Below are 18,390 nucleotides of genomic sequence, written 5' to 3' on the forward strand. Positions count from 1 at the left end.
ATACACTTGTTTGGCTATAAGATTACAACAACAAACATTGATGACAGCAATAATACTGATATCCCCTTACTATGGCAAGATTACTTTGAAAGTGGGAAATCAATGCGAATACATGAAGAACCTTTTATAGAAGATCACAGTGAGTACGGTGTCTGTCTCCCTTTAAATCAAGAGAACCAAACTTTCGATTATATGATTGGTATTAAAGCTCCCCTTGATCCTATACAGGGCTACGTCATCGCATCGATTCCTGCGGCCACATTTGCAGTGTTTATGGTCCCAAATAAAAATGGTGATACTTTCTCCACCAATATACAAAACACATGGAACTATATATTCAATGAATGGTTTAGTACCTCTGACTATCAACTCGACGATTCAAGTTACGACTATGAATTTTATCCAATGGTCGATAAAAATGACACCACTCAACGCTGTGAAATATATTTGCCAGTAAAGAAAAAGTAGATCTCTTTAGACCTACTTTTTTTGATATTGTTTGATTTGATTAATATGCTTATTCTTTATAGTGTTTGATTGATTTGAAAACATTGATAATTTTTCATAAATCTCTTGCACTTGATTTACTGTATATTTTTTATAGTAAGATGCATTAATAATATAGTTTTTTAATTCATGATCATGCAAGACAACATTATCACCAGCATCAACTTTCTTTAATACACATCCTTCATTAAACACTACCACCGGTTTTAATTCATTCATCGGTAATATTTTCTGCAAATGCTGAACATGACCAGCATTTTGCCAAATCGGGTTGTAGAAACGATATTTTTTCTTACCAAACGATTGAGTCCAATATTTATTATTTTCACTTCCAAATATCCAACCACTATAATTTTTATTCTCAATAACAAATACATCATACTCATTCATATACACAAGATCAATTTCTGTAGTTCCGTTCTCAGTTGGTATATAAAGGTTTCTCAAGGTTTTAGAGTATCCATTGACTGATTGTAAGTCCCAATGGGTCATTGACTCGCCATGTTCACCCTTATCAGGCTTCCTTCGTTTATAAGTGCTCGTTCGATGAGTTCTTGGCGATACTCTGCGATTATTTTTCCTTTCTCGCTCATCGATGAACGACCTCAGATTTTCGAAAAATGTTCGTCTCAGCCTATCAAAAAAACCCCGATCAAATGAATGTCCTAGATCATAAAACCACCGTTCAATTTCCAATCCAACCCGACGTCTATTTCTTACAAGAAATAAGACTCCCTTTGCTCCGTAGTAAACAAATAGTACTAAAATCAACACACCAAAAATAACATTCATATCTAATACTTCATCCCCTCTTCATATTTGTACCTACAATTATAGCAAATAAGAATTGATTGCTCCAACTTTTAAAGTTAAACGCTATAGTCCATACTTCTATCGACTAACTCTTTAACCAATAAGATAATATTAAAGACACAAAGAACAATTATAATTGGAATCATCAGTAATCCGATATCGATTATGCTAGATGTATTCTCAAACAGTTGAAACATTCCGATTAAAAGATTAACCGATGCCAGTAGAGCCACCAACTTTATACCGTACAGTAGAATCATTATTTTAAATCTACCATTTTTTTGTCTGGTGCTATTCTTTAGAAAAATTGCGCTAATCCATAAAGCAAACATCATCACAATCAATCCCTTTTCATATACATTAACATTTAAAAAATATCGTGAGTAGCTCCAACCATTGTCCAATGCATCAAACGGAACAGAAAAATAAATATGGTACGCACAAATTAGTAATGTAACGAATAAAACTTGTTGAAACGATAGCAAAATGATATTTTTGTTCTTTTTCATCGGATGATAACCTCCTCACTCGCTTGAACATCCTTAAATTGAATATAGTAATTTCTGTAAATAGTTAGGAGCAGATAAAGTTCTCTTTTCTCATCAGTTTCGTGATCTTTTGTTAAGAGGTAATAAAGATTGTCTACCTCATTAGAACTTATTGGCAAAGATGATTGTTGGATGTTTAAAATTAATGCTTGGTGATCATTTAAAATCACATCTAGAACTTCTTCCTGATTCTTAAAGATGACATTACCATACCGATTAGTACACATCGAATAATGATCAGAAATCCCTTCAACTTCGACCTCTTTCCATAAACATGACCCTACATCGTTGCGAAAGAATCGTTTTGCATCGTTTACTGCAATGAACAAGAGTATTATTAACGTGAAACTAATATAAACTACGACTAAATCTTCAAGATCAGCCATCGGATAAATTTTCTCACCGGCTAAAGCCCGTCTTACTTTGATTTGAAACAGACTTGTGTAAACCTTGTATAGAATGTACCCAACAGCTATTGATATAATTATTGTCATTAAGTATTTCATGATGATCCCTTTCTAAATACCAATTGTATCCTTAAATTTATAGTAATAATGGCGATTAACATCAAGCCATTGATCGCCCACCAAGACTTTAAACTTCATATTCATACTTGGTTTAATTTCTTTAATCTTAGTTTGATTAATGACGACAGATTTATTAATTCTCAAGAAGTGAGTACTTAATTCTATAATTTCATAAAGCTTGTAATTTGTTCGGTATTTTTTCGACTGTGAATACACTGAAATTTCATTACCATATGCTTCTACATAATCAATTGAAAAAACATCAATAAAATAATCACCATCATCATTATAAACAGGAAGCCTTGGAGCTTTTCTAATAAGCATATATTCTCCATCTTCAACAATTTCGATCTTGTCTAGGCTTTCCTTTATCTCATTTTCATCAATATCTTTTGCTAACTGTACACGCATAGCTTCCTCCAATCTATCAATGCCTTTATCTTAAGATTACATCTTTAACCATTTAATAGCCAATTTTTATGATAACTTGCACCCATTGTTTCATAAGATACAAAAAAATGATTTTACGAAACCATATTAAGACATCCACTTTCTTAGAGCATCTGACTAACTACTTCTTCCATCTCGTAATATACGATGTATACACGTTTAACAATTACGCCCTACAATGGATTTTCAACATACAAATAGTTGCCATACCCAGCATAAAAAAATCACTGTATTATACAATGATTTTAATTTGAAGACGATAATATTGATTCGCTTTTTTGTTAATTTGTAATCTACTAAACAGTAGTTTTTTTATTTGTATTATATTTAAAGCGCATTTGTCCGTTAGTATTCATACTTTTGAAAAATTAACCCTCTATAAAAAAAGAAACTCGCAATGTTGTGCATATATTATATCTATTATTTCTCTGTTAGCTGAAAAAATAACGTGCAGAGGTAGCGATCTGTCATTATACGTTTTCTCTAATTATTATTGAATTTATAGATCCTAAATTTTCCAAATTTTAAAGTTTGGTATGGGTACAGCATGATTGCGTATAATAACACAGTTCCAAGTAAAAATTTGAAGCTTTCTTCACTAACTGTGGAAAACCCTCCAATTATTGCTAATTGACTTGATATATCTAAGTAACTCATTGATTTTTTTCTCTTTAGCAAATTATAATAATTATAAGCCCAAATTAACAAATTAAGAAGTACAAATATAATCATACTAGGAAACCGATCTAGGGTTTGCCCATTGCCACTGTCTATTAAGATTAAAGTATCCTCTTGTAGTCATATACCATGCTGCACTTGATCCCGCAGTCAAAAAAGCTCCAGCTGCATAATTAACTGCGACTACACCAAAACTAACCACTGATCCAGCTAAGTACATCATTTCTTCTTGATCTATCATTTCATAATTCATCGGCATTACTAAATCCATAATATTAACCTCCTTCTATATATGTAATATTATGTGTCTATAAGACAAACTAAAATATGATTGCTTCCTAATTTCAAACACCACCACCTTTATGTTTTAATTTTTCAAGCTAAGCATATTAAGCATCCAATCTAAATATGATTCTTTTTTCTACTTCCGATCAATTTAGCCATAAAAAACCGGACCTCCTCATCTTGATCCAAGATAAGGGATTCGGTTCATCTAGACTTTTTTTTAAAATAACTTGGGATAATCAGTAATATTATAAGTAATAGTGAACCCAACGTACCAAAAATGTATTTACTATCCCTGTCTAAATATGTAAAAATAAGCGAAAGTATTATTAGAAAAATTGAGATAATAAAGAGCACTCCATTCACAATAAGTATTATTCTTTTTTTATCATCCATAATCTAATTTCTCGTGGCAAAATTTGCTATTTTCCATTCTGCTATACTTGTTATCCCAATTGCAAAAATTAACGTAGTAACAACTGCAGCTGCTCCTGCTTTTCTAACTATAGTTTTTAATGAATAGCCCATTATTTTAACAGCAACACCCCAAGCTCCAACCCCAATTGCTACCGCCCCAGCAGCAAGTTCAATTATCCAAGCTTTATCACGTCTACTAATTGCACCTCCATCTAAGTACATCATTTCTTCTTGATCTATCATTTCATAATTCATCGGTATTACTAAATCCATAATATTAACCTCCTTTTTTACATACGTAATATTATGTGTCTATAAAGCAAACTAAAATACGATTGCTTCCTAATTTCAAACACCACCTCCTTTATGTTTTAATTCTTCAAGCTAAGCATATTAAGCATCCAATCTAAATATGTTTCTTTTTCGTAGACTATTCTTGCTTCAACCGGCATCGATGAAATAATTTCCATTGACTCATCTTTACTTTTGTATACATAAGAATTCGAGTTTATTTTAACCCTATACAGAAGCGCATTGCCTTCTTTAGACTCATGTGGAATTGTTCCTGTATTTATCAATAAAAGTGTCCTTTAATCTATGTTTTAAACAGTTATGTTGTAGCATTATTATTCATTAATCTTCATACAACAGTTAGCACAACCATTAAGGGCTTTCTTACACACCACCGTTAACCAAACGATCATATTTAGCACTTATGACTGTTTTTTGTCTTGATGAAATGCTCTATATCGTTATCATCAAAAGAGTAATATAGTTTGTTTTTATTATGAACGAAGTTTTTCCTAATCGCCATTTCAAATATGGTTACCATAGATAAATAAACAAGTAGATAGAAAACACTGTCAATATTCAAGATAATAAAATAACTTAAACACTTAAAAACAAGTCTTAGAGTGTAGAGCATCTTACCACTTTTACGAGTTGGAAGTATTCTTGGACTATTATGACTACTACTTAATAGTAAAGTTATAAAACATAGAACAAACAAAATAAATGATAGTTTATTCGTAGATTTTACTTGATAAAAAGATCGAATCACTATAACTAAAACATAATATAATACATGAAGACTGATATTACTTGAATCTTTATGATATGAATATATTTTACCTTGTTCATTTTTTTTCATAATTTTTCCTTTCTTTAATATAAAGTAGTCAGCTAGTATCGCTACCAAGGTGACTTTGTCGTATACTTTTAACAAGCTGAAATTCCAAGCACAGGTAGTGCGTATCACCAGTCAATTCCAATATCCAATCCTTTTCTTCTCACTAGTGCACTCGCAAACGCCGGAGCTATATTACCAATGTTTGCAGCAACATATGCTGCACCAAAAATTGCTAGAGTCTTACTAAAAGCAGCTAATTTCAATGAAAATATTGTTGATTTAATTTTGATTATCCTTGCAATCGATGCAATTGACATGTACCCCATTGCTCCAATAGCAAATGCAATTCCTTGAACAGTTGAATCATTTATATAAAGACCACCATCAAGGTACATCATTTGTTCTTGTTCTAATACTTCATAATTTATTGGCATTACTAATTCCATAATATTAACCTCCTCATATATATCGATATTATATGTCTACAAGATAAACTAAACCAAATTGTGTTTGTTTCCTAATTCCAAACACCACCTTCTTTAGGTTTTTATCTTTATAGTTAAGCATATTCTGCATCCAGTCCAAGTATCTTTCTTTTTCGTAGACTCTTCCTTAACTGAAATGGGATAATTTCATCCATTAATACTTTAGAAAACAAACTAGCTAAAACCCTAAAAGACTTAATAATAATGAAATCAATAGTGTTGTAAATAGAAGTTTCTGTTGTGGAAGTATCAAAAACTTAAAATGTTTCAAACATTCATTTATCTCTTAAAGTTGACTCCACAAATTCGCTCGTTGGAATGAGTACAATAAAAAAGCCAGTAAACCACGAATCAAAATCTTCGTATGTTACTTTACTGACTTCATTTGCTGGATCAGATATTATAAACTCATTCTTCTTAGTGATTTTATTAAGCACAATAAAATGGTTAAGACCCGATTTTGTCTTAACTTGAGCAATTGCTGGTAATGTAATCTCGCCAGTTAAATATTTTGTAGAAGTCCTAATCGCCTTAACGATGAACTTAAGCTTTTCAAGGACTTCAACCATACCCTTTAGACTGGTGCCATAAGCATGGGATTCAATAGTTTCCCTAACCTTCATGAGTGATATTTCTTTTTTGTATTTTAAAAGTATCGTAGAAATTACTGCTGCAGCACAATCAGATGAATCGTGCTCTTTAACATTTGGATACTTGTTTAGTCTTATTTTTGATAACATAAAAATCGCATTTAACCTCCCCCCGGAATTAAACTACAATTACATATTCACATTTGATTTGAACTATTTTAAAATTAGCATAGATTACTTAGGCTGTCAAACATTTTCAGTTTTGAATTATATAAATCGAATGAGGATTACAACGAAAAACACTATTATTTTATAGTATTTTAGCTATACCGTTTAAAAGAGTATCTCTATGATAACTATTTATACATATAACGCTCAAACTTCTTCCAAGTATCCTAGGTCAATAATGATACCCCATTATAAAAAATAACTATTCATAGATTGAACGTGAATAAAATTCAGATGTTTAAGATGATTTTAGTATACGATTCCAAATCTACTTTCTTTTCGAAGCTTTTATTAGTTTATTAAAGAACACTTATTTATGAATTTAGATACAAAAAAGCCACTGCATAATGCAATGACTTTGATTTGAAAACGAAAATATTGATTATCGTTTTGAGAATTGCACGCCTACTGTAGAGTGCGTATTATCGATGTGTGTTGCATTATTTTATTACTTCTCTTTTTTAATAATTTCATAATATGTAGATGGTCCACTACCTCTCATTGCTATTAAGTTCTTCGTTTGCAGTTCTTCTAGAATGGATCTTGCTTGTCTTAATGTTAAATTAAAATCTTTCTCTAATTTTTTACGTGTTATATTATCAGCAATTGGTTTATAAAAATCAAAAACATCTAAAGCATTTATTTTCTCTTTTTCTTCATTTTCTATTTTATCATCTAATATTTCAAAAAATATAGTTACAGTTATTCCATGTATGCTTTCAGCATCAATATTTAATTTATTCATGTTTGCAGATACCAAAGCATTATTCGAACGTTGAATTCCTGAACCCCATTTTTCAATATATCCTAATGAGTGAAACACTTCGGCAATATTAACATTTCTTAGTTTTGATAAACCACTTAATATGTCCTCGAGTTGTAATCCATCATATAATGATCCTGGTGAATAAAACTCTATTCTATCACTATATATTTCAACTCTTATCGGGTGGTTATCAAAATAGTTTCTATGAACAATCGAATTAGCAAGTACTTCTCTTATTACAACTTCTGGAATCATAAATTCTTTTTTTCTAATTTTCTTAAAGCTATAACCTTTATATAGCATTTCGTTTATTATTATAAGTGATTTTTCATATTGCTCGATTAGTGATCCAGTTATGGTTTCATTGCTAATTAAATTAGATTTATCATTTCCATTAAATAATCCTATTTTGATATAACTATTATTAAATGGATTATCTGTTAACAACATATAACCGTTAGTAGCATAATATTTATTAAAGTTAGACTTAATTAATTTCCATTCTAACAACTTATTAATTGTAATTGTTCTCTCAATGTTATTCTTATTTAAATATGTTAAGAACGTATTAATTTCATCAATTGAGATTAATTTCATCTTATTATTTTCATAAAATTCAAGATTAGTATAACTCTCTCTTTTACTACTTAATTTAATTTCTTCTAATTGAGCGTCCGTTGCCACTCTGTCAGTTGATCCAAACCTTACATAAGTTCCTTCAACAATTCCTTTGTTTTTTATAAAGTAAGGTGTTTCATTACCTCTTGAAACTTGAATAATTAATATATCTTTATCTTCAATGTTCATAAATACAATATCTACAATTGGTTTAGGTAAAATATTGTTATAAATTGCATCCATTATTTTAGTTTCTAATTCGGATCTAGATTCGTCAATACCTACAATTTCTTTAGTCTTATCATCAACACCAATTACTAATTCTCCTCCAGATGTATTACTAAAAGACACTATACTTTTTAACCACTTTGAATTATCTGTTGGAAGAGATATTTTATACTCTAATTTATTATTTTCTTCTTTCATAACACACCTCCAATGTATTATTATCTTATATTCTTATTATAACCTATTATCTAGCATTATCTAGCACAATCTAGCACAATCTAGCACAATCTAGCACAATCTAGCCAATCTAGCACAATCTAGCACAATCTAGCACAATCTAGCATTATCTAGCATTATCTAGCATTATCTAGCATTATCTAGCATTATCTAGCATTATCTAGGATTATCTAGCATTATCTAGGATTATTTAGCACTTTCTAGCACTATTTACCACTATCTATAATTAAATAATATTTATCATTATTAAGATATTGTGGCGTTATTTTCGGAAATAAAAAAACCATTGCCTTGCGACAATGGTTTGTATAAGTATTCTACTGTTAATAAGATTAACGTTTTGAGAATTGTGGTGCACGACGAGCTCCGCGTAGACCGTATTTTTTACGTTCTTTTTGACGTGGATCACGTGTTAAGAATCCTGCAGCTTTAAGCGCTGGACGGTAATCTGCTGATGCTTCTAATAAAGCACGTGAGATACCATGACGAATTGCTCCAGCTTGACCTGTTAAGCCGCCACCTTTAACGTTAACATTAACATCAAATGTACCAGTTGTTGCTGTTGTTTCAAATGGTGAATTAACAGTCATACGTAGTAATTCTGATGGTAAATGCTCTTCAATCGGCTTGTGATTAATAGTAACCACACCTGTTCCAGGAGTTAAATAAACACGTGCAACAGATGTCTTACGACGTCCTGTACCCATATAAGTTACAGTATTTTTATTCTTCTGTGTCATATTTCCTCCTATCCTTTGATTTCTAATTCAATAGGCTGTTGAGCCGCATGTGGGTGATTTTCACCCTTGTATACAAACAAATGTTTGCGTTGTCTGTCACCAAGTTTTGTATGTGGTAACATACCGTGAACTGATCTTTCAACCCATTCTACAGTAAATTTTTCACGCATTGTTCCAATTGAACGCTTTCTCAATCCACCTGGGAATGATGAATGGTTATAATAGAACTTTTTACTTTCTTGATCTCCACTGTAAACGATTTTGTCTGCATTGATTACAATAACGTAATCTCCACAGTCAACGTTTGGAGTGTATGTTGGTTTATGCTTTCCACGTAATACCTTAGCGATTTCTGTTGACATACGACCTAAAGTCTTGTCAGCTGCATCGACTACGTACCATTGGCGCACAACCTCTGCTGGTTTCGTCATAGTTGTTTGACGCATAATTAATTTCCTCCTAACCAAATGTAGTTTCCGGGGCTACAATTGGCATAAGTGCCGATACTTATTATACGTTTTCTAATTTCATTTGTCAATTATTTAATCATAATTAACGCGTTTTAAGTATAAGCCTTCCGCCGGTGCTCTAAATGGCACTGTAGCCTTGGTTTTCAATTCTAATTTTTCTTTTATATCTTCAGGATTTAGTTTGTGTTTTCCACACTCAATTAATGCTCCAACAATCATTCGAATCATATAACGTAGAAAACCTGTCCCCGTAATTTTAAATTCTAAAACATCATCTTTTTGGGTAATTTCTAATGCATAAAGAGTTCGCACTTGATTTTCTATTTCATCAAGTGGTGTCGCATTATAACTTGTAAAATCATGAGTCCCGATTAAATAACTCGCAGCTTCTTTCATCTGCCCTACATCTAACACATGATTAAATTGATAAACATAATTTTTATTAAAAACATCATAGTCGCCCATATTTACATAGTAACAATACTCTTTGCTTGTGACATCATAACGAGCATGAAAATCATCATCAACTTCTTCAACTTTCTGAATGTAAATATCATCAGGACATAGAGCATTCAATGCTTTATACCAATTATCACAGGTCATATTTAACGATGCATCAAAGTGAAAGACTTGTCTAGAAGCATGAACTTTCGCATCTGTTCGACCCGACCCATGAATTGTTGTTTGTTTTTTTACAATTTTTGATAAACATTTTTCAAGTTCTTCTTGTACTGTTCGTACTTCATTTTGAATTTGCCATCCGTGAAATTGACTTCCATCATAAGACACCGTTACTTTATATCTCATTAAAATCGCCCTGTTGCTTGAACACCCACTACAATCACAATCGTGATGGCTAACACAAGCCAATCAGTAAAACGTATTTTTAATTGTTTGTAACGTGTTCTTTCTTTTCCTGGGAAATATCCACGTGCTTCCATGGCATCTGCTAAGTCTTCTGCGCGATGATAGCTCGAAATGAATAAAGGAACAATCATGGAAATAACACCTGAGATTTTTTCTCTAAATGATCCTTCTTGCAAATCAACCCCACGACTCGCTTGCGCGTTCATGATTCGTTGCGTATCTTCAATGAGTGTGGGTATAAAACGCAGAGCAATTGAGATAATCATGGCAATCTCATGCGCAGGCACACCAATTTTTTGAAATGGCTTGAGTAAGTCTTCAATACCTAAAGTTAAATCTAACGGTGCAGTCGTTGCCGTAAGTAACGTTGTAACCATCACCATCAACATCAAACGAAAGACAATAAATAAGGTTTGAGACAACGCATCTGAATAGATTTTAATGAACCAAAAATCAATTAATAGTTTACCTGTTTTAATTAGAAACATATTTAAAACAAAGAGTATGATCATCATCATTAACATTGGTTTCATGGCTTTAATGACATAAGAAATTGTTAATTTCGAAATAAGAATAACAATCGTAAGTACTGTAAATAGAAAAGCATACCCGTAGAAATTAGGGACAATCATAACCCCAACCATTAAAATAATCATGGCCACAATTTTCATACGTGGGTCTATTCGATGAATTTTTGAATCTAAGGGTACGTATTGCCCTAACGTAATATTATTCATCGTAACCCCTCCTTAACACACGTTGCAATCTCTTCGACATCAATTGCTCCAGTTGTATCAAAGCCTTTCTCAGCTAACATTTTTTTCAATTGTAGAGTTTTAGGTAAGACAAAGGTTGATTCTTCAAGTTGCTGAAAGAAATCATCGCTTGAACCACTAAAGATAATTTCCCCTTTTTCAAGTTGTAAAACATCATCAGCATAGTTTAAAACATGGTCTAAATCATGGGTTACCATAATCACTGTTTTTTGATGTTTGTTCTTTAAGTCTAAGAATAACTGCATCATATCTTTACTACCTTGAGGGTCTAAACCAGCCGTTGGCTCATCTAACACAATCACTTCTGGATTGCTTGCTAGTACGCCCGCAATCGCCACACGTCGTTTTTGACCACCTGATAAATTTAAGGGAGAACGATCCCACAAAGACTCATCAATCCCTACCATTTTCAAAGCTTCCTCAACATTTTGTTTCAACTCAGTTTCACTAAAACCAAAATTACTCGGACCAAAACTCACATCTTTATAAATTGTTTCCTCAAAAAGTTGCATTTCTGGGAATTGAAAAACCAACCCAACCTTTGCTCGTAATGCTTTTAATCCTTTAGCTTTTTGTTTCGCAACAACCTCTTGACCCAATATAGTAACTTTACCTGATGTGGGTTGTAAAAGTGCATTAAGATGTTGGACCAATGTGCTTTTTCCACTCCCAGTTTCACCCACAATAGCCGTTAGTTTTCCTAAGTTTATTTCACAGTTGATATTCTTTAAAGCATGGTGAGCAAACGGAGTATTGGGACTATACTCATAACTTACTTCTTCGAATTGTATTCCCATAATTCATTCACCATTCCTTCTAAATCAAATGAGTTCTTTAACTTGATTCCTTTTTTCTTCATCGCTTGATTAAATTTAACAGAATAGGGAACATCCAATTGTAATCTAACTAAACGATCACTTTGCTTTAATACCTCTTCAGGTGTACCTTGTAAAGCAATATTTCCTTCGTTCATAACAATGACATAGTCACTAAATATAACTTCTTCAATGTCATGCGTAATCGAGAGTATCGTCATTTTATTCTCAGTGTGCAAACGATGTACCAATTGATTAACTTCTTCTTTTCCACGAGGATCCAACATACTTGTTGCCTCATCCAAGATTAAAATATCGGGATGCATCGCTAAGGCACCCGCAATCGCTACCCGTTGTTTTTGACCACCACTCAATTTTCCAGGCTCATGGCCTAAGTAGTCACTCATCCCAACTTCTGCAGCATAGGTTTCAATAATTTCATCCATTTCACTTGGTTCAATGCTTCTATTTTCTAAACCAAATGCTATATCATCACGAACAGTCGAACCAATAAATTGATTATCTGGATTTTGGAAAACAATTGCAATTTTTTCTCGTACTTCATAGACTGTATCTTCTGTTAGATGTAAATCGTCAACTGATATTTCACCACGATTTGCTGCTAGTAAACCAATAAGTAACTTGGCCATGGTCGATTTTCCACTTCCGTTATGTCCGATAATACTCACATATTGACCTTTACGAACTTCAAAATTTACATTATCAACAGCATTTTTCTTACCATCGTAAGAAAACACAAGATCTTTAACTGTTAATTGTTTCAAATTACCACTCCTTAGATTTTTGTATTAGTTTCAGCAATTTTAACAATCACGTTACTTGCTGCTTCCATCGTTTCCACAACGGCAAATTCATGACGTCCATGGAAGTTTTCTCCACCGGTGAAAAGATTAGGTGTTGGAAGTCCATCAAACGACAGTCTAGAACCATCCGTCCCACCTCTTACTGGTGAAATTTTTGCTTCAATATTTAATGCTTTCATTGCGGAAACTGCTAAATCTACGATTTCCATTTTTTCTTCAATCACTTCACGCATATTATAATAGGTATCATCTGTTTTAACAGTAACATGCTCATGACCATAACGAGCATTCATTTCTTTTCCTATTTTATGAAGTGTTTTTTTACGATTTTCAAACTGAGCTCGATCATGATCTCTGATAATAAATGTTAGTGTTGCTGATTCTGAATTTCCATTCAACTCCATTGGCATATAGAATCCTTCATAATGTTCTGTATGTTCAGGACGTTCATAGTGTGGCAAGGCAGCATAAAATTCGTGAGCAAGGACTAAAGCATTCACCATGGTATCTTTCGCAGAACCTGGATGAACACTCACACCATTGAATGTGATGGAAGCTGAGGCAGCATTAAATGTCTCATATTCCAATTCTCCCAATGCACTGCCATCTAAAGTATACGCAAAATCAGCAGCAAATCCTTCAACATCAAAGTAAGATGCCCCTGTACCGATTTCTTCATCAATTGTGAAGGCTATTTTAATGTCGCCATGAGGAATTGATGGATCTTGAATCATCTTATCCATTGCAGTCATTATCGCCGCAATACCAGCCTTATCATCCGCTCCAAGCAATGTCGTCCCATCAGTTACAACCAATGTCTTTCCAATATGATTTTTCAAGTTAGGAAACACATCAACTTTACTAATAATACCCAATGCTTCATTCAAGACAATATCTTTGCCATCATAATTTTCAATAACCCTTGGAACAACGTTTTCAGAATTAAAATCAGCTGTATCCATATGAGCTATAAAACCAATGGTTGGAACCTTTCTATCAAGATTACTTGGTAACAATGCAGTAACGATACCATGCTCATCCATCGAAACATCACTTAACCCAATTTCAATACACTCTTCTAGTAATACATTTGCTAAATCAAATTGAATCTTAGTCGATGGAACAGACGTTGAATTCTCATCAGACCTCGTGTTTATCTTACAATATCGTACTAATCTTTCTAATAGTTTTTCTTTCATAATATCCTCGACCTCTCTATCTTATCTATTTTAGCACAAATCAAACAAAAAAAAGCTTAGTTTCAAACTAAGCTTCTTCGTTGTCTATGACTTCACTTGACAGTGCAGCAACTGTTTCTTCGGCAGTCTTACTAATTTCATCCAAAGCATCAAGGGTTTTTTCAACATGCTTTTTATTATTACGATCAACATAGTAAGCTGTGGCACCGACGGCTGCTCCTATCATTGCTAAAGGTAAGAATTTTTTCATTACGGGCCTCCCTTTCTTTAGTACTAGTTTAACACACTCTTGTTTATAACTAAAGACATAGGGTAAAAGTACACACTAAGTTCATAAAAAAACACCTAGATTAGGTGTTATAAACTATTGTGAATTAAATAAGCACTGTATTCAATCTCATGCTCAAATTCTAAAATATTATACAGTGGATCTAAGTTTTTGATTAGTTCTTTTCTTACTGTTTCCTGATGAACCAAGACTGAACCACCAAAGGCAATATTAGTTTGTTCTTTGATGTTAAAACTATTTGCCAAGCGACTTAATTCACGCCCAGCTTTGGCATAGATATCCTGGACAGACTCAACATTCGATAACAATCCAGCAAGGGATGCTACCCATGTTCGATAATCTGTGTCTTGAGAACTTGCCAATGGAACGATATCGTACGGTGTCGATAGATTGAGTTCTTTCATTAAGACTGAATAACACTCTGTTTTTGGAATGCGACCATCAGCCTCTTGAGTGAAGCGCTCCAACAGTTTTTTACCAATCCAAAAACCACTTCCTTCATCCCCAACTAAATACCCATATCCACCACGACGGGACTCAATGGTATCTTTGCTTCTAAAAGCAATAGACCCTGTCCCTGATATTACAAAAACTCCATCCTGCATATTTAAAGCAGAAATCATTGCAAATTTCGCATCGTTGGTTAAATAAGCATTGGGAAACACAGAATAAACAACATTTTCAATGCGTTGACGAATTTCAAGATTTTGTCCATAACCTCCAAGCCCCATGGCTACAAATGTCTCTTCAAGGTCATAACGTTCTCCAAAATAAATTCTCGCTTCCATGAGTCTTTCTTTCATGGTTGCATCGTCAACCTTCATAAAATGAATACTCTCCAATTTTAAAACATCAAGTAATTCACCTTCATGATTAAAAATAACAAAGCGGGTAGATGTACCACCCGCATCAACGCCTAAAAAATATTTCATAAGTTAAATTGGAAACGTTGCCATGGTTTAATGCGATCAAGAATGTAGATTTCTTCCTCACGAATACGACCTACAACATTTGATTTACCTGTGTTCTTCATGTCTTGACGTGCAATGTGAAGTTCACCAGCATAATGACCAAACAACTCTGATTCAATCACAATATCGCCACGACGAATCATATCTGGTGCATTAAACAATGGGAAAGCTTCACCTTTATATTTAACACGAGACATGGTTGAACGAATTAAATAGTCATTAATATCACCACGGTTAAAATGTGGTTCCTCTAAGACAATTTTCTTCATAACATCCGTTAATCCATCAACTAATGTTACCTCAAAGTTAACGACACTCAAGTCAATCTTTTCAATCGCTTGCATTTCTTCTTCTGAAGGGAAGCAATTTGAAATAATAATATCATCAACTGCATTCATCGCTACGAAATCCTTAATTTGTACATCGACAGGTAAATAGCGATGAGTTTCTAATGTAACAATTCCATCGTCAACTGGCCAAGGTCCAAAAACACCATCTGTTTGACTTGTAACGAATGCTGCAGTACGTAAACCATATTTATCAAAGTTTTCTGTAGCTTTTAAGAAATGAGCTTCTGGTAACCCTGAATATGGATGTGGATAGAAGTTATGGCATCCAACTAAATTGTATTTATTTGGAATGAAGTCCATAATATTATCAATAACATGAGTATCATTTGACATGTTAATTTCAACCAATAAATTCTCTGGATTATAGGTCATATCTGCTTCAGGTTTACCACCAAAACCAGCATCTAAACGAACTCCATCAGCACCAATCTCTTTAAAGAATGAAAGGTCTGTATGACTAATCCCTAAAGTTTCAAATTCCTTTGGTGATACATCAACAAAAATTTCAAAACCATGTTCTTTCGCAAATGTATTAATTTCAATAAACTCAGCAATTACTTCTTCTTTAGATTTCGTAACTTGTAATAAGTTTGAAAAAATTCTTGAAAACCCTGCTTTTTCAGCTCTAACAATGTAGTCTTTCATCTCTTGAACTGTAGACTTGTTAGGATAAATAGAAATACCTAATTTTCTCATTATATTCTCCTCTTCTTTCTTCTATATCATACATCATATTTTTTTCATTGGTACAACTTTCCCAAAATAAAACATATTCTATTAGAAAAAAACCGCCGTAGCGGTTTAGTTTTTATTAAACAAACTCAATGACTGCCATGTCGGCTGCGTCACCACGACGTTTTTCAGTCTTGATTACGCGAGTATAACCACCATTGCGGTCTTGGTATTTAGGACCAATCTCATCAAATAATTTTTGAAGAGCTGTTTGTCCTGTTTTTTCATCTGCCACCACATTGTAAACAATTTTTGCAGCTTGTCTACGTGAGTGAAGATCATTTTTCTTAGCTAATGTTACTAATTTATCTGTAAATGAACGTAACTCCATAGCTTTCTTTTCAGTTGTTTCAATTTTACCGTGGACGATTAAGCTTGTTGAAAGATTACGTAGTAATGCTTTACGATGAGCTCCGTCACGACCTAATTTACGATTTCCCATTCTACTTCCTCCTATTCAGATACTCTAAAGTCTAAACCTAAGTCAAATAACTTATCTTTAACTTCTTTGAGTGATTTTTTACCAAGATTTCTGATTCGCATCATTTCATCTTCGGTTTTCATTGTTAATTCTTCAACTGTTTGAATACCTGCTCTCTTCAAGCAGTTATATGATCGAACAGAAAGATCTAAATCTTCAATCATCATTGTAGCCATTGGATTTTCTACTCCAGTGACATCTTCTTTAATAACTGAATCACTTTCATAAACTTCATCTTTAATTGCAACAATTTGCTCAAGATGGTCCATAAGAATTTTAGATCCTAATGAAAGTGCAACTTGTGGTTTAATTGAACCATTTGTCCAAACTTCCATAATTAAACGGTCATATTTCGAGTCTTGTCCTACACGAGTAGGTTCAACTGAATATTGTACTCTTTCAATTGGAGTATAAATAGAATCAGTAAAGATCGTGCCAATCCCTTGTGATGAACTCTGATAAAGTTGTTTATTTTCATCAGAACTAACATATCCACGACCATTTCTTGCTTTAAGCTCCATCTCAAGAACAGCACCTTCTGCAAGTGTTGCGATGATATGATCTTGATTTAAAATTTCCACATTTGTTGGACATTCAATATCTGCTGCTGTCACAACTTTAGGACCTTTTTCGGAGATGCGAAGTGTATATGTTTCTGAATCGCTAATGTTCAGAATTAAATCTTTTACATTTAATACGATTCCAGTAACGTCTTCTCCAACACCTTTGATAGATGTAAATTCATGATATACACCCTCAATTTTAACTGAATAAACTGATGCTCCAGGCAATGAAGATAATAAGACTCTACGCAAGGCATTTCCCATTGTTGTACCGAATCCACGTTCTAGTGGAGCGATCACAAATTTTCCATAATGAGCTGTTTCATCTAATTCTTTTACTTCAAACTCTGCACGTTCGAACTTGTTCATCTATGAATACCTCCTCGATTTTGTATGTGTATAATTTTTATCCACGTGGACGTTTTGGTGGACGGCATCCATTATGTGGAACTGGTGTAACATCATTGATGACGCTAATTTCTAATCCAGCAACTTGAAGTGCTCTAACTGCTGATTCACGTCCAGGACCAGGTCCTTTTACGCTTACTTCAACTGTTTTCATGCCGTGTTCAACTGCCGCTCTTGCAGCTGCTTCTGAAGCCATTTGTGCTGCATATGGTGTTGACTTACGGGAACCTTTAAAGCCTAGAGCTCCAGCACTTGACCACGCAAGAACATTACCTTGTTCATCCGAAATTGAAACAATTGTATTGTTAAATGTCGAGTGAATATGTGCAACTCCGCGCGGTACATTTTTACGAACGCGACGTTTGCGAGTTACTTTTGATTTTGCCATTACGAATTCCT

The 18,390-nt window shown here is 33.4% G+C and carries 24 protein-coding genes; 1 reads left to right on the forward strand and 23 read right to left on the reverse strand.

Annotation, left to right across the window (positions count from 1 at the left end):
* Positions 1–6 precede the first annotated feature (6 nt).
* Positions 7–468, forward strand: coding sequence for a GyrI-like domain-containing protein (locus GVV10_RS04075; protein WP_159519858.1), 462 nt, complete (start codon positions 7–9; stop codon positions 466–468).
* Between the two features lie 12 nt (positions 469–480).
* Here GVV10_RS04075 and GVV10_RS04080 read toward each other — a convergent pair whose 3' ends face one another.
* The 23 genes from GVV10_RS04080 to rpsK all read right to left on the reverse strand — a co-directional run bounded on the left by GVV10_RS04080 (position 481) and on the right by rpsK (position 18,379).
* Positions 481–1,299, reverse strand: a complete 819-nt coding sequence (locus GVV10_RS04080; RefSeq protein WP_159519860.1) for a nuclease-related domain-containing protein — start codon at positions 1,297–1,299, stop codon at positions 481–483.
* 77 nt (positions 1,300–1,376) lie between these two features.
* Entirely contained in the window at positions 1,377–1,829 is a 453-nt protein-coding gene (locus tag GVV10_RS04085; RefSeq protein WP_159519862.1) for a hypothetical protein, read from the reverse strand.
* The gene (locus GVV10_RS04090) at positions 1,826–2,362 is read right to left on the reverse strand and encodes a hypothetical protein (protein ID WP_201289985.1); all 537 of its coding nucleotides are present in this window, start codon (positions 2,360–2,362) and stop codon (positions 1,826–1,828) included. Before GVV10_RS04090 ends, GVV10_RS04085 begins: the two co-directional genes overlap by 4 nt.
* A gap of 24 nt (positions 2,363–2,386) precedes the next feature.
* Positions 2,387–2,806: a LytR/AlgR family response regulator transcription factor gene (locus tag GVV10_RS04095; protein WP_159519866.1), complete on the reverse strand. Its 420-nt coding sequence runs from the start codon at positions 2,804–2,806 to the stop codon at positions 2,387–2,389.
* Positions 2,807–3,578: 772 nt separating this feature from the next.
* The gene (locus GVV10_RS04100) at positions 3,579–3,794 is read right to left on the reverse strand and encodes an argininosuccinate lyase (RefSeq protein ID WP_159519868.1); all 216 of its coding nucleotides are present in this window, start codon (positions 3,792–3,794) and stop codon (positions 3,579–3,581) included.
* Between the two features lie 413 nt (positions 3,795–4,207).
* Positions 4,208–4,498, reverse strand: coding sequence for a hypothetical protein (locus GVV10_RS09570; RefSeq protein ID WP_328705625.1), 291 nt, complete (start codon positions 4,496–4,498; stop codon positions 4,208–4,210).
* A gap of 98 nt (positions 4,499–4,596) precedes the next feature.
* Positions 4,597–4,803 (reverse strand): hypothetical protein, encoded by a 207-nt coding sequence (locus tag GVV10_RS04110; protein ID WP_159519870.1) that lies wholly within the window; start codon positions 4,801–4,803, stop codon positions 4,597–4,599.
* 676 nt (positions 4,804–5,479) lie between these two features.
* Positions 5,480–5,800 carry a hypothetical protein gene (locus GVV10_RS04115; protein WP_159519872.1) on the reverse strand — a complete coding sequence of 107 codons (321 nt, stop codon included), beginning with the start codon at positions 5,798–5,800 and terminating at the stop codon, positions 5,480–5,482.
* Between the two features lie 314 nt (positions 5,801–6,114).
* Positions 6,115–6,579: a cysteine peptidase family C39 domain-containing protein gene (locus GVV10_RS04120; protein ID WP_159519874.1), complete on the reverse strand. Its 465-nt coding sequence runs from the start codon at positions 6,577–6,579 to the stop codon at positions 6,115–6,117.
* Between the two features lie 526 nt (positions 6,580–7,105).
* Complete coding sequence (locus GVV10_RS04125) at positions 7,106–8,467, reverse strand: RNA-binding domain-containing protein (protein WP_159519876.1); 1,362 nt, start codon at positions 8,465–8,467, stop codon at positions 7,106–7,108.
* A 371-nt stretch (positions 8,468–8,838) separates the two neighbouring features.
* The gene (gene rpsI, locus GVV10_RS04130) at positions 8,839–9,246 is read right to left on the reverse strand and encodes a 30S ribosomal protein S9 (RefSeq protein WP_159519878.1); all 408 of its coding nucleotides are present in this window, start codon (positions 9,244–9,246) and stop codon (positions 8,839–8,841) included.
* A gap of 8 nt (positions 9,247–9,254) precedes the next feature.
* Positions 9,255–9,692, reverse strand: a complete 438-nt coding sequence (gene rplM / locus GVV10_RS04135; protein ID WP_159519880.1) for a 50S ribosomal protein L13 — start codon at positions 9,690–9,692, stop codon at positions 9,255–9,257.
* 96 nt (positions 9,693–9,788) lie between these two features.
* Positions 9,789–10,523, reverse strand: coding sequence for a tRNA pseudouridine(38-40) synthase TruA (gene truA, locus GVV10_RS04140; RefSeq protein WP_159519882.1), 735 nt, complete (start codon positions 10,521–10,523; stop codon positions 9,789–9,791).
* Positions 10,523–11,320, reverse strand: coding sequence for an energy-coupling factor transporter transmembrane component T family protein (locus GVV10_RS04145; RefSeq protein ID WP_159519884.1), 798 nt, complete (start codon positions 11,318–11,320; stop codon positions 10,523–10,525). Before GVV10_RS04145 ends, truA begins: the two co-directional genes overlap by 1 nt.
* Entirely contained in the window at positions 11,317–12,156 is an 840-nt protein-coding gene (locus tag GVV10_RS04150) for an energy-coupling factor transporter ATPase (protein WP_159519886.1), read from the reverse strand. Before GVV10_RS04150 ends, GVV10_RS04145 begins: the two co-directional genes overlap by 4 nt.
* Positions 12,132–12,959: an energy-coupling factor transporter ATPase gene (locus GVV10_RS04155; RefSeq protein WP_159519888.1), complete on the reverse strand. Its 828-nt coding sequence runs from the start codon at positions 12,957–12,959 to the stop codon at positions 12,132–12,134. The genes GVV10_RS04150 and GVV10_RS04155 overlap by 25 nt, the downstream gene beginning before the upstream one ends.
* 11 nt (positions 12,960–12,970) lie before the next feature.
* Positions 12,971–14,197, reverse strand: a complete 1,227-nt coding sequence (pepT, locus tag GVV10_RS04160; RefSeq protein WP_159519890.1) for a peptidase T — start codon at positions 14,195–14,197, stop codon at positions 12,971–12,973.
* 67 nt (positions 14,198–14,264) lie between these two features.
* Complete coding sequence (locus GVV10_RS04165; protein ID WP_159519892.1) at positions 14,265–14,447, reverse strand: hypothetical protein; 183 nt, start codon at positions 14,445–14,447, stop codon at positions 14,265–14,267.
* Positions 14,448–14,554: 107 nt separating this feature from the next.
* Entirely contained in the window at positions 14,555–15,418 is an 864-nt protein-coding gene (locus GVV10_RS04170; protein ID WP_159519894.1) for an N-acetylglucosamine kinase, read from the reverse strand.
* Positions 15,415–16,503, reverse strand: coding sequence for a DUF871 domain-containing protein (locus GVV10_RS04175; RefSeq protein WP_159519896.1), 1,089 nt, complete (start codon positions 16,501–16,503; stop codon positions 15,415–15,417). Before GVV10_RS04175 ends, GVV10_RS04170 begins: the two co-directional genes overlap by 4 nt.
* A gap of 115 nt (positions 16,504–16,618) precedes the next feature.
* Positions 16,619–16,981, reverse strand: coding sequence for a 50S ribosomal protein L17 (rplQ, locus tag GVV10_RS04180; RefSeq protein ID WP_159519898.1), 363 nt, complete (start codon positions 16,979–16,981; stop codon positions 16,619–16,621).
* A gap of 11 nt (positions 16,982–16,992) precedes the next feature.
* Positions 16,993–17,952 carry a DNA-directed RNA polymerase subunit alpha gene (locus GVV10_RS04185; protein WP_159519900.1) on the reverse strand — a complete coding sequence of 320 codons (960 nt, stop codon included), beginning with the start codon at positions 17,950–17,952 and terminating at the stop codon, positions 16,993–16,995.
* Positions 17,953–17,989: 37 nt separating this feature from the next.
* On the reverse strand, positions 17,990–18,379 hold the full coding sequence (gene rpsK, locus GVV10_RS04190) for a 30S ribosomal protein S11 (RefSeq protein WP_159519902.1): 390 nt from the start codon (positions 18,377–18,379) through the stop codon (positions 17,990–17,992).
* Between the last annotated feature and the right edge of the window lie 11 nt (positions 18,380–18,390).

This window comes from Erysipelothrix urinaevulpis (assembly GCF_009828835.1).
Lineage (GTDB): Bacteria > Bacillota_I > Bacilli_A > Erysipelotrichales > Erysipelotrichaceae > Erysipelothrix > Erysipelothrix urinaevulpis.

Coding starts and splice junctions, on each gene's coding strand:
- GVV10_RS04120 (WP_159519874.1), bottom strand. CDS start 6,579: ATGTTATCAAAAATAAGACTAAACAAGTATCCAAATGTTAAAGAGCAC.
- GVV10_RS04185 (WP_159519900.1), bottom strand. CDS start 17,952: ATGAACAAGTTCGAACGTGCAGAGTTTGAAGTAAAAGAATTAGATGAA.
- GVV10_RS04170 (WP_159519894.1), bottom strand. CDS start 15,418: ATGAAATATTTTTTAGGCGTTGATGCGGGTGGTACATCTACCCGCTTT.
- GVV10_RS04080 (WP_159519860.1), bottom strand. CDS start 1,299: ATGAATGTTATTTTTGGTGTGTTGATTTTAGTACTATTTGTTTACTAC.
- rplQ (WP_159519898.1), bottom strand. CDS start 16,981: ATGGGAAATCGTAAATTAGGTCGTGACGGAGCTCATCGTAAAGCATTA.
- GVV10_RS04095 (WP_159519866.1), bottom strand. CDS start 2,806: ATGCGTGTACAGTTAGCAAAAGATATTGATGAAAATGAGATAAAGGAA.
- GVV10_RS04085 (WP_159519862.1), bottom strand. CDS start 1,829: ATGAAAAAGAACAAAAATATCATTTTGCTATCGTTTCAACAAGTTTTA.
- truA (WP_159519882.1), bottom strand. CDS start 10,523: ATGAGATATAAAGTAACGGTGTCTTATGATGGAAGTCAATTTCACGGA.
- GVV10_RS04090 (WP_201289985.1), bottom strand. CDS start 2,362: ATGACAATAATTATATCAATAGCTGTTGGGTACATTCTATACAAGGTT.
- GVV10_RS04175 (WP_159519896.1), bottom strand. CDS start 16,503: ATGAGAAAATTAGGTATTTCTATTTATCCTAACAAGTCTACAGTTCAA.
- GVV10_RS04145 (WP_159519884.1), bottom strand. CDS start 11,320: ATGAATAATATTACGTTAGGGCAATACGTACCCTTAGATTCAAAAATT.
- GVV10_RS09570 (WP_328705625.1), bottom strand. CDS start 4,498: ATGGATTTAGTAATACCGATGAATTATGAAATGATAGATCAAGAAGAA.
- GVV10_RS04150 (WP_159519886.1), bottom strand. CDS start 12,156: ATGGGAATACAATTCGAAGAAGTAAGTTATGAGTATAGTCCCAATACT.
- GVV10_RS04100 (WP_159519868.1), bottom strand. CDS start 3,794: ATGGATTTAGTAATGCCGATGAATTATGAAATGATAGATCAAGAAGAA.
- rpsI (WP_159519878.1), bottom strand. CDS start 9,246: ATGACACAGAAGAATAAAAATACTGTAACTTATATGGGTACAGGACGT.
- GVV10_RS04115 (WP_159519872.1), bottom strand. CDS start 5,800: ATGGAATTAGTAATGCCAATAAATTATGAAGTATTAGAACAAGAACAA.
- GVV10_RS04125 (WP_159519876.1), bottom strand. CDS start 8,467: ATGAAAGAAGAAAATAATAAATTAGAGTATAAAATATCTCTTCCAACA.
- GVV10_RS04165 (WP_159519892.1), bottom strand. CDS start 14,447: ATGAAAAAATTCTTACCTTTAGCAATGATAGGAGCAGCCGTCGGTGCC.
- rplM (WP_159519880.1), bottom strand. CDS start 9,692: ATGCGTCAAACAACTATGACGAAACCAGCAGAGGTTGTGCGCCAATGG.
- pepT (WP_159519890.1), bottom strand. CDS start 14,197: ATGAAAGAAAAACTATTAGAAAGATTAGTACGATATTGTAAGATAAAC.
- rpsK (WP_159519902.1), bottom strand. CDS start 18,379: ATGGCAAAATCAAAAGTAACTCGCAAACGTCGCGTTCGTAAAAATGTA.